Below are 16,882 nucleotides of genomic sequence, written 5' to 3'. Positions count from 1 at the left end.
AGTCCCTAGCCCCTTGCTCCGCTATGAAGGCATCAGCCCATAAGGCAATTATTTATATATTAGGAAAATCAGGCGCTTAATGAGCCACAGACAATTCACTATAATCCAGGCAACGATACAGGAAATCTCTTTTAATAAGGATAATGCTGTTATTGTAATGATCTGACACTGCTGCACAAACCTCATATATTGTCTCCAGCAGTTCTGGTGCAGGAGTGTGCTGTTGCAGATCGGCATGCTGCTGTTCCACAAAGTGCGCCACTTTTTCCTGCAATTCCGGCTCCCAGCTGTCACTGATCTGCTGCTGGTTCGATAGTTCATTCAGCAACTGTTGCAGATGTGCTGCTTCCTGCCGTACTACGCTAAGATGCTGCTCTACCTCAGAAGGTGGCAGATGCGTATTATTGTAAAATGCGGGTATACTCGCGGTAATCGTTCCGCCAATCTCATCCAGCCGGGATGCCCTGGACTGATGCGTCAATATATGCCTGTACTGTTCCTGCAAACTGGTAGCTGCTTCCAGTGCCTGCTTTAAGGCGAAGGTATAGTGGTAGCGGATGGCCAGCAGGTCGTGCGTACGCAGCCACTCCTGGTCGCGCCGGATATGCTCCTCCAGTTCCTCCAGTATCCCTGCCGCTTCCTGACTACGGTACTGCTGTTGCTGGTAAGTAAAGTGTGCAACCTGTATCTCCCGGCTAATAATTGCTCTCAGGGTTGCGGCATCCTGTACGTCCCGGAAATAATGCCTGATACGCTGGCGGTGTTCCTTTGCGTAGAGTGTGCCCAATGTGTGTAAAGCCTGCTCTTCCTCAGTAAATGGTTCCAGTCTGCCCGGAGGTATTTCGGGGAACGGGCGGTCGTCATAATAGTTGTTAAATTCTTTAGGGAAAGCATATTGCTCATGCACATCTGCAATTTCCCGGATAAATTCATCAGCGGATATCCACTCTCCCGGCTTGGCTTCCGGTGTTAATACCTGGTAGATCTGCTGTGACATTTCCTCCTGTAACGTCTCGGCATCGTGAAAGAGTGTCCAGGCGCTTTGCGGGATCTTTAAACCGGGTACATTCGCTGCAAGATATCTTTGCTCACGCTCTTCCTGTGTAGGGTGAGACGCCCACTGATCCCTGAATTGTACCTGGCTTTTTACGGTGGTACCAAACTGGTCGTCATTGTACTGAGGTAATTGCTGATGATCAAGCGGTGTGCTGTGTTGCCTTGCCTGGTACTTTATCAGCATGCTATGCGCTTCGTAAATATTCCTTATAAACCGGTGCTGATGCGCCAATGTAATCACCTTCTGTAATAATTGCTGAAAACAGGTGTTGCTCATCTCAGCTCTTCGCATGGCAGAGACAGCTGTGTCTGACCCGCAGATTGCCACAGCTACATCATCGGCGTTAAACTCCATCTCACGACTCAGGCGCATATATTGCCGGTTAATCAGATCATGCATCTGGCGGAAAAGAAAGTGGAGACTGGCCGCAATCAACAGGAAGCCACGGGATATTAATGCTGCTGCCATCCCTTTATTGGATAACCAGATGATCGCATCTCTCCAGCCCCTGTTCTCGTATAGTATGTTGTAAATGATTTTGTTAATCGTATAAACATGCAGGACCAGTTTCATACTGCGTTGGGTGAAATGCCCAAACTCATGTGCCAGCACCATTTTAAATTCACTGATATTCAGACTATTTACCATGCCTAGTCCTATTACCAGATTTTTATCGGCATCACTAAATAACCCTAGTCCCCCCGGAGAATGAAACACTACAGCATTTACGTCCGGTACCAGAAATACTTTTCTTGGTGCCGGTGTATTTGTTTGCTGTACCAGTTTATGTATAAAGTCAAATAAAACGGGCTGGTCTTTTGCCGTTATTACCGTGCGGTAAGGAACAGTTGTTTTATGACGGTTAAAGAGAAATAATGCTATAAATAATGCCTGGACAATTCCTGACAAAAGTATGCCTGCGCCGGCTATCCACATCAGGATACCGATTATCCCCTGGCCAGATGCATGCAGCATGATCAGACTTCCTGTCCAGACACATGCTGTCATCACCAGCAGCGAGCATAGTAAAATAATAATGTAGGTGACGTAAAACAACAGGATACCTCCGGTCATTCTCAACACTTCTTGTCTAAAGTACATACCTGGCGCCATATTAATCATATTCACAATCGTTCGCGGGAACCTCTGCTTTGGTTGTTGGACATAGTATTTTAAAGGTAATTCTATTTTTTATGCCGGAACATAACACGAAAGGGAAATAATTTTCAGTCTCATCGCTTTTATTTAAATTCGGTATATCATTTTTCCAGATAAAGGAACGGGTTTGTTACAGCTAGGAAATCTTCCTGATTGAATGTTTTTCTCCAATGTTTTTTCAACCTTCAAATACATAGAATGTATCATTCGGTTGCTCTTGGATACACCCCGCTTATTCCCGCTCTGAGCATGCTTGTATATATAAATCCTGTCCCTGATCTCATTGTTCCTGCAGCATTTTCTATGGCTGAACCTTTGGTCTTACTGCCACTGTTATCACTGTTATTGCTGGTCCTGGCACTATATGCTGCCTGGCATTTCCGCAAACAAGTAACTTACATAAATCGTACCGGGAAGGAATCTGAGCATGCGCATATAAATATGATCAGCAATATCAGCCAGGAAGTCCGTACTCCACTCAATGCCATTATCGGATTCAGTGAGCAATTACGCTATACATCTCTCGATGCTAATCAACGGGAACTGCTCGCTGTTATTGAAGACGCAGCCCTCGTACTTGCCCGCATGCAACACAATATCCGGGAGCTGGCATGGATCCGGAAAGGTGTGCTGGAACTGGATTACTACCCGTTCTCGCCTTACGAAATGTTCCATGATGTCACCGATCAGGGCAGGAAGCTGGCACAAAAAAAACAGCTGCTTTTTGAAGTAGTTTTTGATGGGGATCAGCAGCTGAAGGTTACCGGGGACGGTGACCGTCTTGCACGATTGATGTCTCTTTTACTCGACAATGCTATTCGCTATACAGACGCAGGTACCGTACGCTGCTGTATGAGTGTACATCAGACAACCGGGGGACAAGTGAACATACACTTTAGTGTGAATGACACCGGCCGGGGTATCGCTCCGGAATTGCAATCCTGCCTGTTTACAGACCATTTGCATAATTACATTGTCGCATCCGGCGCACCCCATGGAGCTGGTATAGGTCTCTCGCTTGCCAAAGCACTAGTAGACCTGCATCACGGGAATATTGCTGTCGAAAGCTTACCCGGTAAAGGCAGCACGGTGCATTGTAACATCAGTTACCGCTTATTGTCACTTCCTCAAACGCTGATCATCACCCAACGGGAAGCCGAACAGATGGCCACCGGCCAGTTTATGAAAGATAGATATGTATTGGTGGCTGACGATCAGGAAATGAACCTGGCATTGATGGAACGAATACTTACCCGCTGGCAGTGCCGCTTTGATAAGGCTACTGATGGCGAAGTTGCCTATGAGTTATTTGTAAAAAATAAGTATGATATCATACTGCTTGACCTCCAGATGCCCGGTATGACAGGGCTGGAAGTCGTAAGGCGCATCCGGGAAGATAAAGAGCCGATAAAAGCACACACTCCTGTGTTGGCATTGACGGCAGATACGGCCATACCTGCCAGCCGCGAGTTTATTGAAGCCGGCTTTAATGACTACCTACTAAAACCCTTCCGCGAGCGGGAAATTTATAAGGTGATCATCCGTCACCTTCGCCCTGAAAGTGCCTCTATCAAAACAATGCTTTAGTGTTTAAAATGTCGTATGTCAAAGAACTGCTAACAGCATCTCTATCAGTGCTGTTATGCAATATTAACTTATACATCGACACCATTCCGGGCAATGTCCATAGGACGCCAAATTGTGTCCACAGGACGCCATGAAAATGTATAAATATTTGATTGTTAACGAGTGAGGGAGTGTTTTTCTGAAGGGTCAACAGCGAGATATGAGGGCTTAAAAACGAGCTGTTTACCAAACATCTTACGTTGATCTTACGTTCTGAAACGTAGGATTAACGTAAGATGATGGAGATAAAAACGATACCGGGAAATTAGCTTTCAAATCATTTTGGACCCACAATAGGGTGACGTTCGTACGGTTGCGATCTGTCAAACAAATAGCGGTAAGTAGTCAGTTTACGGCTAACGTATGTGCCCAGACTTTCAGCAATATTCAGCATTTTAGGATTGAAATCGCCAATCCATTGCAGTTCGTATTCTTTGTAGGAAAGTTTTTTCTGAATGATCTTAGCTGCTTCAACGATCATATAGGAATCTACGCCCTTGCCCTGAAATTCCGGTACAACACCAAACACGATACCCGTAAACTTTTTGTTCTTTTTGATTAGCTTAAGATAGAAGAACAGTAATTTCTGCAATGGGCCGAATTTGCCGTTCATATACTTAAAGAACTGATTGAGTTCAGGTATGTTGAGCCAACATCCGATAGGTTCATTTTTGTAGTAAGTGAACCACACAATCTTTTCATCCATCACTGCTTTCATCTGTTTAAAGATGGCCAGCGCCTGCTGTTTGGTGATATCTTTTCCCCCATCATGTCCTGCCCAGGCCTTATTATACACGATACTGAAATCTTCCGCATATTTAGCCAGGTTGTTTTTGTTGAGGTATTCTGCACGGAAGTCGGGATCTTGCTCAATTGAGGCATGCCTGGTATAAAACTTCTCCTGTAATTGGGTGGCAACACTCATTGCGTAGCATATCTGGTGAAAGAATGGCTGAAAGCCATAATTCTCCAGCAGCTCCTTATAGTAAGGAGGATTGAAGTTCATGCCATACAATGGTTCATGAAAGCCTTCTACCAGCAATCCCCACCAGCGGTCACGTTCACCAAAGTTAATCGGACCATCCATTGCCCCCATACCTCTTTCTTTCAGCCATTCACGGGCGGTATCAAACAGGAAGTTGGCAGTTTTCTGATCATTGATACAATCGAAAAATCCTATACCACCTGTTGGCTGTTTGTCACCTTTAGACCTATATTTCTTATTTACGAAGGCTGCGATACGGCCTATCAGCTTTCCACGATCATCTTTCAGTATCCAGCGGATGGCTTCTCCCTGCCTGTAAGCTTTGTTCTTTTCAGGATTAAAAACCAGATCTATATCCTTATCCAGCGGACGTATCCATTCCGGTATATGTTTATTCAGCTGAACATGTACATCCAGAAATTGCCTTGCTGTTTTTTCGTTATTAACGATCACCAGTTCCATAGGGAGCGAATTTGAGGTGCAAAAATAGTGTTTATAACCGATAGTCGATAGTGTTGGGTCAGTGATGTGCAGAATGCAGTCATCCATCGATAAATAGTTGCTGATACAGGTACTTTTAACATTTATTTTTCAAATGGACGATTACTTTTATAACGTGTCTGTAGTTACTCAGTGTCCCGGCCTTTCTTAATTCCATTTACCCATATTATGCTCAAAAAGAAAAGGTGGCTGCTGGCTGCCATTGTTGTGCCTGTAATTGCAGTTTGTTATTTTCTGTTTGCAGGTAAAGCTGCCGACAGTAGTATTACAGCCAAAGTCCGTAAAGGTAGTTTTCGCGATGTTGTTAATAGTTCCGGTGAATTGCAGGCAGAAAATACCGTCTATATCTCCGCTCCCGCTGATCTTCAGGCTAACCAGATCTATGATGAGATCAAGATCCAGGAGATGGTCGCCGAAGGTTCTCATGTAAAAGAAGGCGATTATATTGCTACGCTGGATCAAACGTTAGTGAATAAACGTATTAGTGATATGCAGCTATCACTGGAGAAGTCTAATTCTGCTGTAACTCAGACGGCGCTTGATACTGCGCTGACGTTACGCGAAGCGCGGGATCAGATGACGAATCTTCAGTTCCAGATGGAACAAAAGAAACTGGCGCTTGCACTCAGTAAATATGAACCTCCGGCCACAATCAGGCAGGCAGAAATTGACCTGGAAAAAGCGCAACGTGATCTTGTGCAGATGAATGAAAATTATAAGATCAAGCAACAGCAAGCCGCGGCAAAAATGCAACAGGCAAAAAGAGAAGCCGAAGAATTTACAAGAATCATCGGCAGACTGGAAGAGCTGAAAAGCCGTTTTGTTATTAAAGCGCCGAAAAATGGGTTACTAGTATACATCAGCGATTGGTCAAGCGGGGGGAAAAAGAAAACAGGTTCAGTTGTACGTTCCTGGGATCCCCGCGTAGCCATGCTGCCGGACCTTTCATCCATGTTATCCAAAGTGTATATCAACGAGGTTGATATCAGCAAAATTCATCAGTCACAACGTGTGACAATGGGACTGGACGCCTTCCCCGAAGTGAAAATGGAAGGTGTCGTAAAGACAGTAGCGAACATTGGTGAAACCCGCCCTGGCGCTACAGCAAAGGTTTTTGAAGTAAATATCAAACTTGACAGGGTGGACTCCATTCTCAAACCCGGAATGACTACTTCCAATAATATCCTGATCAGTGAAGTACCTGGTAAGCTCATTATACCGCTGGAAGCCGTTTTTGCCGATGGCAAGACCAGTTATGTCTATCTCAGAAAATCAGGAAATATTTCCAAACAACAGGTTGTATTGGGCAAATCCAATGATGAAGAAGTGATTGTTGAAAAAGGGCTGGCGGAAGGAGATATTGTATATCTCTCTGAGCCGGAATCAGCAAAGGAATCCAAAATAACGACATTAAAATAATGTAATGCTGGACCGTAATATCAACAACCTCAATATCGCCCTGGATTCCCTCGGCGCTAACCGCCTGCGTTCGTTCCTGACTGCACTGGGCATCATATTCGGTGTGGCTGCTGTAATTGCCATGCTGGCAATCGGTCGTGGCGCACAGGCTGAAATACTTGACCAGATGAAGCTTGTAGGAGTTAACAACATCGTGATTAAACCTAAAGCAGAAGATAAAAAGGAGGATGAGCAGAATAAGGAGTCAGAAGATAAAAGCACCGCAAAACCTGCCACCACCAAAGCACGTTTCTCGAAAGGACTCAGTATCGCTGATGCGGAGAGTATCCGCCGGATGGTACCTACCATTGCGGCTATCAGCCCTGAAATGATTCAGGAGCAGGATGTAATCTATGGCAGTAAAAGCAGTAAGCTGAAGATAGTAGGTGTCGAACCGGCTTTCTTTGATATCAATAATATCAGGATTGCTTCCGGCACAATATTTAATCAACGGCAGCAGATTGCAGGAGAAGGTGTATGTATCATCGGCAGTGATGTGAAGCGTAAGTTTTTTATTGCTGAAGATCCTATCGGCAAAACCATTAAATGCGGTGTACAATGGTTAAAGATCATCGGGGTAACAGAGGAGAAGCCGATCTCAAAAGCAACGAAAGACAACCTTGGCATCAGGGATTATAATCTTGATATCTATATTCCGATACAGACTTCACTGGTGCGTTATAAGAATCCATCTTTGTATCTGGGTGCAGGTGACAATGCTTTCTGGGGTAATCAGAATGAGGCACCCGGTAATAAGATCTTCCATCAGCTTGATCAACTTGTGATACAGGTACATGCAGCGGAATCATTATCAGAATCAGCTGGTATCATCAGTCGTATGTTACGTCGCCGGCATAATGATGTTCTCGACTTTGAGATCACAATACCTGAACAGCTGCTTAAACAGCAACAGAAAACTAAGGATGTGTTTAATATCGTACTTAGTGCAATTGCAGGTATCTCGCTATTGGTAGGGGGTATTGGTATTATGAACATTATGCTCGCTTCTGTACTGGAGCGCACCCGGGAGATTGGTATACGTATGGCGCTGGGAGCGCAGAAGAAAGATATTGTAATGCAGTTCCTGTTTGAGTCAGTGCTTATCAGTCTGACAGGTGGTGTAATAGGTGTTATTTTGGGTGTGTCAGGTGCTTACCTGGTAGATAAGCTGGCAGATATACATACCATCGTTTCAGGTATATCTATTTTCATTTCCTTCGTGCTGGCATCAGCCGTGGGTCTCATCTTTGGTATTTCCCCTGCCCGCAAGGCGGCTCATAAGAACCCGATAGAATGTTTGCGACATGATTAAGACACCTATTCTGTTTACCATCGCCGGATTGTTGACCTGTACACTTTCCTTTGCCCAGCAAACACTGTCATTGCAGGGAGTCGTGTTGCAGGCGCAACAACAATCACCTTCATATTACAAAGCGCGCAGCAGTGCGTTAAACAGCCTGTATGCATTCAGGTACTATGTAGCAGGACGCAGACCGCAGTTACGTTTGCAGGCCAGCAATACCAGCAGCTTTCTGGGTAATATAGAAAGTATCCGTCAGCCGGATGGTACCTTTGCTTTCAGCCGTAGTTCCTATTCATATACTTCAACCAGTCTGGCAGCTGACCAGATTGTACCTTTTACCGGCGGCCAGTTATCGTTTGCCACTAACCTGCAACGGAATGATGTATTTGATCCGTTTTCCAGCGTAGGATATCTTTCCACTCCATTCACGATCAGTTACGTACAACCTACTTTACTGTATAACCCTTTTCGCTGGGACGCGCGTATACAGCCACTACTATACGAAGAATCAAAGAAGCAATATGTAGAAGCGCTTGAAAGGACAGGCCTACAGGCATCCGGTTATTTTTTCGATGCGTTGGTGGCTCAGCAGCAGGAGTTAATATTGCAACAGAATGTTGCTAATACAGACACGCTGTACAAAATATCAAAGGGCAGATTTGAGCTGGGTAAGATCGCTGAAAACGAATTATTGCAGATTGAACTTAACCTGCTCAATGCGCGCAATAACCTGGAACAGGCTACGCTTAGTAAAGAGATTGCTTATCGTGAACTGACACAGTTCCTTACTTTACCTAAAGGTAGTACCGTGCAGGTAGCTTTACCAGACACTATTCCTTCCCTGCAAATTCCCCTGGAGATTGCTCAACGGGAAGCCCAGGATAACCGGCAGGCAGTACTGACTTTTCGCCGGCAGCGACTGGAGGCAGAGCAGGAGGTGGCAGAAGCTAGAGGAAACAATGGTTATCAGCTTAACCTGGCTGCCAACTTTGGTCAGGCACGTCAGGGATCTACGATTAAAAATGCCTATGGCGGTGGCAACCTTCAACAGAATCAATTATTGAGTGTAGGCGTCTCCATTCCTATCATTGACTGGGGAAGAGCGCGTAACCGCATCCGGCAGGCAAAGGCTAACCAGGAGCTGATAGAGATCGATGTGCAGCAACAAGAACGGAATTTTGAACAGGAGATTTATCTGCAAACGCAGCAGTTCAACATCCAGCGCAAGCTGCTTGAAAGTGCTGCCAAGGCTGATACTATTGCCCGTCAGCGATATGAGATCACTAAGCAACGTTATTATATCGGTAAGATATCTATCACAGACCTTAACCTGGCGCAACAGGAAAAAGATATGGCTAACCAATCGTACATAAATGCACTGCGGTCTTTCTGGACCTCTTACTATACTGTAAGGTTGCTGACGCTATACGATTTTGAGCATTCGCGGAAGATCAGCTATGAGTTTAAAGAAAGATGAGTCCGTAGTTGGCACTATTTTTTCTACTCGCTTGATATGAAACGACATGTCGGATATACTATCGTCATTATCTTCCTGGTCATTTTCCTGGTACTGAGTTATTCCAGGCAGCAGAAGAGGGTACGTCAGGTGCTTTCAGAAAACGAACGCCTGATCAACGAAAACCGGGATCTGAGGAGATCGCTGGATATTAATGGCCAGACAGCGAGACAGATCGCTGACAGAAAAGAGATCAGGCAACGTACAGAAGGTACTTTTGTAGAGCGGCGTACTTATTACAGGAAGAACTGGAAGCAGTTCATTTCTGTAAATACGAGCGACTATCGCACCGGTCTGCTGGGGGGTATCAAAGACCTGAAGATTGTTGTACGTAACCAGACAGAATATCCGCTTGACCAGGTCGAAGTCTCTGTTCAATACATGAAGGCGAATGGAGATATATTTAAAACGGAGCGTTATTCTGTGCATGATGTGCCGGCAAAAGGCAGCCGTTCTGTAGATGCATCTTCCAGCCGTAAAGGGCAGAAGGTAGCATTGAAACTGGAAAGTATTACCAGCCAACCGATGAATTTCTGCTGGTCTGTTAATAAGCCGGCGGCAGCGGGTGATGCAGACCCGTATATGTGTGTGCCGCAGTAGGATAGTATAGACAGATGCCGGGGACCATTAAGTATACTTTGCATCAGTTTTTATTGGGTTGTAGAAGTGCTGATACCGGATTATTACATAATTTTTATATTTCTTGGGTTCTCGTTTATGAGGTACTACTGTAGTTGGACGAACTGCAGGCAGTACCTCTCGTTTTTTGTACAGCTGACGGGAAACAGCCGTCCTGGCTGATAACCGTCAGTATTGTCCGGAGATACTTGCCTTATCTTTGTGTAAATGTTAGCAATAAAGAATTTAATATCGCCTGTTACTATTCCTGATCAGGTAGCGCGGTTGTACGAAGAGGCGTTTCCTGCAGAGGAGCGCCGGATGTTGCCTGCGCAACAGATGTTGCTGAACAATGGCGCGTTAAGGCTGTCATTGCTGGAGAAAGAGGGGATGTATGCGGGGTTTGTCTTTTATTGGGAACTGACGGACTTTATCTTTATTGAGCATTTTGCTATCAGTCCTGAGCAACGTGGCAGCGGCATTGGAAGTGCGGTTATGCAGCTCTTGGAAAAAACGTATCCGAAAATAGTACTTGAAGTGGAACCGCCTCATTCGATAGATGCACGGCGGCGAATCAGGTTTTATGAGGGACTGGGTTTTACAGTCTATAAAAGCAGTTATCTGCAACCGTCCTATCAGGCAGGAGGCGCTCCGCTTCCGATGCTATTAATGCAAAAAGGTATGCCCCCGGAGGAACATACCTTTACAAAAATCAGTAATGAAATTTATATGGAGGTTTATGGCTGCTGACTGTTAACGGCCACCTCTGCCTGCTCTTTCACCACGGGGCGCTGAAGGCGCTGGAGCTGAACGCTGCGGTTGCGGCTGTGCCTGTGGTTGCGGACGTGATGGTTGTACCTGCGGACGGGCCTGTGCAGGCGGCTGCATCTGGCGCGGCTGTGAAGGTGGTGATACCATCTGACGCGGCTGTGAAGGCTGCTGCGGACGAGACATCTGCGGTTGTGCAGGTCTTGTTACAGGGCCAGGGGCCGGAGTAGGTGTGATAGGACGTGATTCTGCCCTGTTGTCAAATCTGTTTGGTCTTGTTCCATTATCCCTTCCCGGAGTGCTGTTTCCTGGATTAGTTGGAAAAGCGGGTCTGGTAGATGGTGTAGACGGAGCAGATGACGGCGGAGTAGCAGGAGCAGCAGGTCTGCTGTTTCTGTCAAATTCCGGCCTGGTAGGGCGGTTGTCAGTGTTTCTGATCGGCGTGTTATTGTTATCGACAGGCCTATTCGGCGTATTGTTATTATCCGGGCGTGTTACATTTCCCCTGTCTATCGTTCTGCCTGGCGCATTATCTGGACGCACATTTTCATTTCTATCGTTATTTCTATCGGGTATATTGTTATTGTCTCTTCTCACCGTTCTACCCGGACGGTCGAAGTTATTTCTGTCGTTATTGTTGCCGTTACCATTTGTGAGTGCACTGTTACGGGACGGCTGACGTAAAGTAGCCGGAGATGGACGGTAAATGCTTACACGGCCGTTATCCACATTGGCGCGGCCTGGGCGGGAACCGTCTACAACACGAGCAGGCCTGATCTCATTACGCGTGTAACGTTCCACATCACGGGTGGCAGGACCACGGTAGTACGTGCGGTTATTAATGACAGTAGTATTGTTGATAATTGTCGTGTTGTTATACACATTTACTCGTCTGCCTCTATCCACGTAGTAATTGTGGATGGATGGACTGGTAATATACTGGCAGGGTACGAAAGACCAATAGCCGACAGGAATGTTTACATTCATACCGATTGTCATGCCGGGGCCTAAAGGTGCCCATCCGTAGTAATCTGGGCTATTTCTCCAGCTTACCCATGCAGGCCCCCATTCCGTACCAGGAATCCACATCCAGCCGTAACCATTGTCAAATGTCCAGCGACCGTAGTGAAATGGAGCCCATCCCCAGTCATAGTCAGATACCCATGTCCATCCGTAGTCTGTATACACCCAGTGACCGGCGGTTGCATAAGGTTGAAAGTCGGGACCGGCGTTGGGTATCCATACCTGGCCATAGCTACCATAGGTAGTCCAGCGGCCGTACGGACTGAGTGCGTCATGGAAGCCGGATACAGAGACCTGGGCCTGCTGGTATGACGGCTGCGTGGTGGCGCACGATACGCCGGTGATTGACAGCGAAACTGCAATCACGGCTAATGAAATATATTGTTTAATGTTTTTCATACTGATTGTTTTAAAAGAGTGTGGCAACTTATAATTTGTCCTGAAACAGGGATTGTCTGGCAATATGATGTGTGTTGAAGGCGATAAAATTTAATAGTGAACGAATGCGTGGTATATAACAGTTGATCAATTGTTAAGGCTGAAAGCTGGCTTGAACATCTTTTGGTGATAGATCGGTGTCAGATATTAGCTTGATACTAATAAATCAATATCTGTGCCTGATTAGTTAAATCCTTACCTGTAGAGGGTTTGATCAGTTTGCTGACAATTGTTTTTAGCAAAATATTCACAGTTTTAGTTAAGAAAATGTTAGCTGACAGGAGGGAGATAGTTGGCAGGGCTAACAAATTCAGAAATTACTAATATATGTGGGTGCTTATAATAAAAAATAGTTATCTATTGATGATAATCTATAATATCTGAGCTAAATGGGTTAAATTGCATGTGTTAATCTTGGCCTATTGCTTCAGGAACTAATTGACTTACAATTGATAATTGCGGGCTATGGACGGACGTCCATGGTCTGTTTGACTATTTTTTGAATTTCCCCTATTAACAATTACCTTTGCGGCAAAATTAACAAACCGCTCATTTTAAGCATTTATAAACCTCTTAAAAATATGCCTAACACAGGTAAGATCAAGCAAATTATCGGTCCCGTGGTGGACGTCCACTTTGATGGAAAGTTGCCCGAAATCTACAACGCACTGGAAATTACCCGCGAAAATGGTCAGAAGGTAGTGCTGGAAGTACAGCAGCACCTTGGTGAAGATAGCGTTCGTTGCGTAGCAATGGACTCTACAGATGGTTTTGTGAGGGGGATGGCTGTAGTCGACAGGGGTACTCCTATTAAAATGCCGGTGGGCGAAGGCATCAAAGGTCGCTTGTTCAACGTGGTAGGTGAGGCTATCGATGGTTTGGGTGATGTTGATAGCAGCAACGGTTATCCTATTCACCGTAAGCCACCTAGATTCGAGGACCTGGCAACAGATACAGAAGTACTGTTCACTGGTATCAAAGTTATTGACCTGATCGAGCCATACGCAAAAGGTGGTAAGATTGGTCTGTTTGGTGGTGCTGGTGTGGGTAAAACCGTATTGATCCAGGAGCTGATCAACAACATTGCAAAAGGTTACGAAGGTCTTTCTGTATTTGCCGGCGTGGGTGAGCGTACCCGTGAAGGTAATGACCTGATGCGTGAGATGATCGAAGCAGGTATCGTAAAATATGGCGAGAAATTCCAGGAGTCCATGGAACATGGCGGATGGGATCTCACCGCAGTAGATAAAGAGAAGCTGAAGCAGTCTCAGGCTACCTTCATCTTCGGTCAGATGAACGAACCACCGGGAGCTCGTGCTCGTGTGGCATTATCTGGTCTGACCATGGCAGAATATTTCCGTGATGGTGATGGTACTGCTGGTGGTGGTAAGGACATCCTGTTCTTCGTTGACAACATCTTCCGTTTCACCCAGGCAGGTTCTGAAGTATCCGCGCTGTTAGGTCGTATGCCTTCTGCGGTAGGTTATCAGCCAACCCTGGCAACAGAGATGGGTCTGATGCAGGAGCGTATTACTTCCACTAAAAATGGTTCAATCACTTCCGTACAGGCGGTTTACGTACCTGCGGATGACTTGACTGACCCTGCTCCGGCTACAACATTTGCTCACCTGGATGCTACTACGGTACTGGATCGTAAGATCTCTGACTTAGGTATCTACCCTGCTGTGAGCCCACTGGATTCTACATCACGTATCCTGAGCCCTAGCATCGTAGGTGAAGCTCACTACAACTGTGCACAGAGAGTGAAAATGATTCTTCAGCGTTATAAAGAGCTGCAGGACATTATCGCGATCCTTGGTATGGATGAGTTGAGCGACGAAGATAAACTGACTGTATCCCGCGCTCGTCGTGTACAGCGTTTCCTGTCTCAGCCATTCCACGTAGCAGAACAGTTCACTGGTCTGAAAGGTGTACTGGTACCAATCGAAGAGACTATTCGTGGTTTCAACATGATCATGGATGGTGAAGTAGATGAGTATCCTGAAGCAGCGTTCAACCTGGTAGGTAACATTGAACAGGCTATCGAGAAAGGTAAGAAACTGCTGGAAGCAGCCAAGAACTAATATTTTTCACCTTTAACTTTTAATATGTTATTAGAAGTATTAACACCTGAGAGAAAACTGTATTCCGGCGAAGTGTATGGTGTACAGCTGCCAGGCATTGACGGTCTCTTTGAAGTGCTGGACAAGCACGCACCGTTGATCGCTGCCCTCGGCAAAGGCAGGATGAAGGTGCTGAAAGATAAAACAACAAGTGAGTTCTATAACATAGAAGGTGGATTTGTAGAGGTATACAGGAATAAGGCAACTGTTCTTGTAGAAGGCGCAAGTGGTAACTAATATTAGTCGCCATACATCCGCTGACAACTGACTTTTTACAGGTTGTAGTGTTGAGAACAGCATAGCATATTTTGCTTTCAAATTATAAAAGAGAGGTGCTTGAAAAAGCGCCTCTCTTTTTTTGTTATGATGCAAAGGGCCTTTGTAGATTATAATACTTTATGATTATAACTTTTAGATGGTCCGCACTTGCTTATTCATATTACTGCACTATCACTTATACAGTAATACGTAGTTAACGATACTAACGTTTACAATTACACGATAAATGCATCTGTTGATGCAATGAGTTTATACAATGAATTTATTTATGCTAAAGACACAATAACCCCCTGTAATAAATGTTACTATTTCAGAAAATAATATATGCGTAACTGTTAAATCTCCGATTACTGGAATGGTGGTAATAATCTGTTAAGCCGCTGTATGGGGTTATAGGCGTTACTCTTGTCTGTGGCCTGGTTGCTGATAGATGAATCCAAACAGGTTATCACACATGCGTAGCTGTTACAACATGCAATATTTCACACGTCTTACTTGTTATGGAGCGGAAAATAGTTCATACAGCCACTTCTTTTATTTAAAGTATATTCTGGATGATCAATGGTAGTTGGTGCAAATTAAAAACAATAGGCCGGGTATGATTACCCGGCCTTTCTTTTTGTCCTAACTATTCCAATCTAATTAATAAATAACCCTGTTTTAGGGCGCAGTAAGAATACTGGCCAGGGTGTTGCACAAATCAGGTCCAGGCTGCGCAGAACATTACATCCTGCAGCGGCACTAGGGCCTGTTCCTATGAAAATGAATATCTTATGTCTATGAATGATTTTATTGCTTAAACCGTTGGAAATAATATCCGGGCCCTTATTGGAAAAAAGGGTCTTTCAGTTACTTCTTTCTGTTAATTGTTTTAGTATTTATTTATATATCCAGGAAGGTGTAAACGTGATCTGGTTTGTCCTTCATAGGTATTTTTATTCGGTTATATTAGTTCCTTCCCCTACGGTGTCCTATTTATTAGCAGGCTTACAAACAACAGAATGCTCTGACTACATTACTTTTTTGCCTAAGCAAGATATTTGATTTTTTTTAAATATCCTCGTTTAAGGGAAGCGATTTGAACAATAGAAATGTGACCAATGACGTTAGTCATTGTGCATCAAAGTGTAGGCTGATAATAATTTTTTAACTTTTTTTTCCACAAGTGGCTTTATGGTTGTTTTACCGGCACACGTAGTGGCATACACGTAACTAATTTAATAATGGGTCTATCGGGAAATTGGCCATGATGGCAAAGTTTGCGCCCAGGTTCTTTAGTGCCTGGGGCCATATATTCTGTTCTTTTTGTTCAAATACGAGCGAGGCACTGCTCTCAGATAGGATCCAGGATTTTTCATTTAGTTCATTATCAAGCTGTCCGCTACTCCAACCTGAATAACCGATAAAGAACTTGATCTTGGTAAGGTCTAGCTGTCCGGAATTGATAAGTGACACCACCTGGTCAAACTCGCCTCCCCAATATACGCCGTCCCGGATCTCGAAGCCTCCTTTGATCAGGTCTGGCTGCTGATGTATGAAGTGGATAGTATCTATCTGCACCGGGCCTCCGTAATATACCCGGATATTAGTGATCAGGATTTCTGGTACCAGTTCATTCAGATGCTGGTCAAATACCCTGTTCAACACAAAGCCGAAGCTTCCTCTGCTTTCCTGGTGTTCACACAACAGTATTACAGTGCGCGCAAAATTCTGGTCTTTGAGAAAAGGATCAGCAATGAGTAATATTCCAGGCGATAAAGAAACCATACACATACAATTTTATCACTTACCCAAATTTAACTAATTGAAAGCAAGTATAGTAGTATTTATTGGAGAAATACTTGACAGTTTCATGTATTGAATATAGAGGTGAGGAATGTTATCCGAAAATGTATTAGAAGGGGATCAAGTTGAAAACTTGGGGGATTAGATCAAAAGCTGTTGTTTTGCTGTATAAATCGACATTTTGGATCAGAATTACCGCCAGTTAATAGAATTAATGCTTCCAGCAGGCATTTTGGAATACTTC

General features: G+C 44.7%; 12 protein-coding genes. 8 read left to right on the top strand and 4 right to left on the bottom strand.

Features of this window, described 5'->3' with window-relative positions:
* Window positions 1-76: 76 nt before the first annotated feature.
* Complete coding sequence (locus K1Y79_RS26655; RefSeq protein ID WP_220253275.1) at window positions 77-2,158, bottom strand: M48 family metallopeptidase; 2,082 nt, start codon at window positions 2,156-2,158, stop codon at window positions 77-79.
* A 306-nt stretch (window positions 2,159-2,464) separates the two neighbouring features.
* Here K1Y79_RS26655 and K1Y79_RS26650 point away from each other — a divergent pair, with 306 nt between their 5' ends.
* Window positions 2,465-3,802: a response regulator gene (locus K1Y79_RS26650; protein WP_220253274.1), complete on the top strand. Its 1,338-nt coding sequence runs from the start codon at window positions 2,465-2,467 to the stop codon at window positions 3,800-3,802.
* A gap of 316 nt (window positions 3,803-4,118) precedes the next feature.
* Here the strand turns inward: K1Y79_RS26650 and K1Y79_RS26645 are convergent, their stop codons facing one another.
* Window positions 4,119-5,288, bottom strand: coding sequence for a hypothetical protein (locus K1Y79_RS26645; protein WP_220253273.1), 1,170 nt, complete (start codon window positions 5,286-5,288; stop codon window positions 4,119-4,121).
* Window positions 5,289-5,495: 207 nt separating this feature from the next.
* Here K1Y79_RS26645 and K1Y79_RS26640 point away from each other — a divergent pair, with 207 nt between their 5' ends.
* The 5 genes from K1Y79_RS26640 (at window position 5,496) to K1Y79_RS26620 (ending at window position 10,972) form a co-directional block, all read left to right on the top strand.
* Window positions 5,496-6,746 (top strand): efflux RND transporter periplasmic adaptor subunit, encoded by a 1,251-nt coding sequence (locus K1Y79_RS26640; protein ID WP_220253272.1) that lies wholly within the window; start codon window positions 5,496-5,498, stop codon window positions 6,744-6,746.
* Window positions 6,747-6,750: 4 nt separating this feature from the next.
* Entirely contained in the window at window positions 6,751-8,097 is a 1,347-nt protein-coding gene (locus K1Y79_RS26635) for an ABC transporter permease (protein WP_220253271.1), read from the top strand.
* On the top strand, window positions 8,090-9,565 hold the full coding sequence (locus K1Y79_RS26630) for a TolC family protein (protein ID WP_220253270.1): 1,476 nt from the start codon (window positions 8,090-8,092) through the stop codon (window positions 9,563-9,565). Before K1Y79_RS26635 ends, K1Y79_RS26630 begins: the two co-directional genes overlap by 8 nt.
* A gap of 36 nt (window positions 9,566-9,601) precedes the next feature.
* Complete coding sequence (locus K1Y79_RS26625; protein WP_220253269.1) at window positions 9,602-10,204, top strand: hypothetical protein; 603 nt, start codon at window positions 9,602-9,604, stop codon at window positions 10,202-10,204.
* Between the two features lie 246 nt (window positions 10,205-10,450).
* On the top strand, window positions 10,451-10,972 hold the full coding sequence (locus tag K1Y79_RS26620) for a GNAT family N-acetyltransferase (protein WP_220253268.1): 522 nt from the start codon (window positions 10,451-10,453) through the stop codon (window positions 10,970-10,972).
* A gap of 3 nt (window positions 10,973-10,975) precedes the next feature.
* On the opposite strand, the gene K1Y79_RS26615 is transcribed toward K1Y79_RS26620, so the two are convergent.
* A complete protein-coding gene (locus K1Y79_RS26615) occupies window positions 10,976-12,412 on the bottom strand; it encodes a DUF6600 domain-containing protein (protein WP_220253267.1) in 1,437 nt (478 codons plus the stop codon).
* Between the two features lie 620 nt (window positions 12,413-13,032).
* On the opposite strand from K1Y79_RS26615, the gene atpD reads away from it, so the two are divergent.
* Window positions 13,033-14,535, top strand: a complete 1,503-nt coding sequence (gene atpD, locus K1Y79_RS26610) for a F0F1 ATP synthase subunit beta (RefSeq protein WP_220253266.1) — start codon at window positions 13,033-13,035, stop codon at window positions 14,533-14,535.
* A gap of 24 nt (window positions 14,536-14,559) precedes the next feature.
* Entirely contained in the window at window positions 14,560-14,811 is a 252-nt protein-coding gene (locus K1Y79_RS26605) for a F0F1 ATP synthase subunit epsilon (RefSeq protein ID WP_220253265.1), read from the top strand.
* Window positions 14,812-16,065: 1,254 nt separating this feature from the next.
* Here K1Y79_RS26605 and K1Y79_RS26600 read toward each other — a convergent pair.
* Window positions 16,066-16,620 (bottom strand): YqgE/AlgH family protein, encoded by a 555-nt coding sequence (locus tag K1Y79_RS26600; RefSeq protein WP_220253264.1) that lies wholly within the window; start codon window positions 16,618-16,620, stop codon window positions 16,066-16,068.
* Window positions 16,621-16,882 lie beyond the last annotated feature (262 nt).

This window comes from Chitinophaga rhizophila, from assembly GCF_019492185.1.
GTDB lineage: Bacteria > Bacteroidota > Bacteroidia > Chitinophagales > Chitinophagaceae > Chitinophaga > Chitinophaga rhizophila.
Note: the sequence above shows the minus strand (reverse complement) of the source record. Positions and strands in the feature narration are given on the sequence as shown.

Coding starts and splice junctions, on each gene's coding strand:
- K1Y79_RS26645 (WP_220253273.1), bottom strand. CDS start 5,288: ATGGAACTGGTGATCGTTAATAACGAAAAAACAGCAAGGCAATTTCTG.
- K1Y79_RS26650 (WP_220253274.1), top strand. CDS start 2,465: ATGCTTGTATATATAAATCCTGTCCCTGATCTCATTGTTCCTGCAGCA.
- atpD (WP_220253266.1), top strand. CDS start 13,033: ATGCCTAACACAGGTAAGATCAAGCAAATTATCGGTCCCGTGGTGGAC.
- K1Y79_RS26655 (WP_220253275.1), bottom strand. CDS start 2,158: ATGTACTTTAGACAAGAAGTGTTGAGAATGACCGGAGGTATCCTGTTG.
- K1Y79_RS26635 (WP_220253271.1), top strand. CDS start 6,751: ATGCTGGACCGTAATATCAACAACCTCAATATCGCCCTGGATTCCCTC.
- K1Y79_RS26600 (WP_220253264.1), bottom strand. CDS start 16,620: ATGGTTTCTTTATCGCCTGGAATATTACTCATTGCTGATCCTTTTCTC.
- K1Y79_RS26615 (WP_220253267.1), bottom strand. CDS start 12,412: ATGAAAAACATTAAACAATATATTTCATTAGCCGTGATTGCAGTTTCG.
- K1Y79_RS26640 (WP_220253272.1), top strand. CDS start 5,496: ATGCTCAAAAAGAAAAGGTGGCTGCTGGCTGCCATTGTTGTGCCTGTA.
- K1Y79_RS26625 (WP_220253269.1), top strand. CDS start 9,602: ATGAAACGACATGTCGGATATACTATCGTCATTATCTTCCTGGTCATT.
- K1Y79_RS26620 (WP_220253268.1), top strand. CDS start 10,451: ATGTTAGCAATAAAGAATTTAATATCGCCTGTTACTATTCCTGATCAG.
- K1Y79_RS26630 (WP_220253270.1), top strand. CDS start 8,090: ATGATTAAGACACCTATTCTGTTTACCATCGCCGGATTGTTGACCTGT.
- K1Y79_RS26605 (WP_220253265.1), top strand. CDS start 14,560: ATGTTATTAGAAGTATTAACACCTGAGAGAAAACTGTATTCCGGCGAA.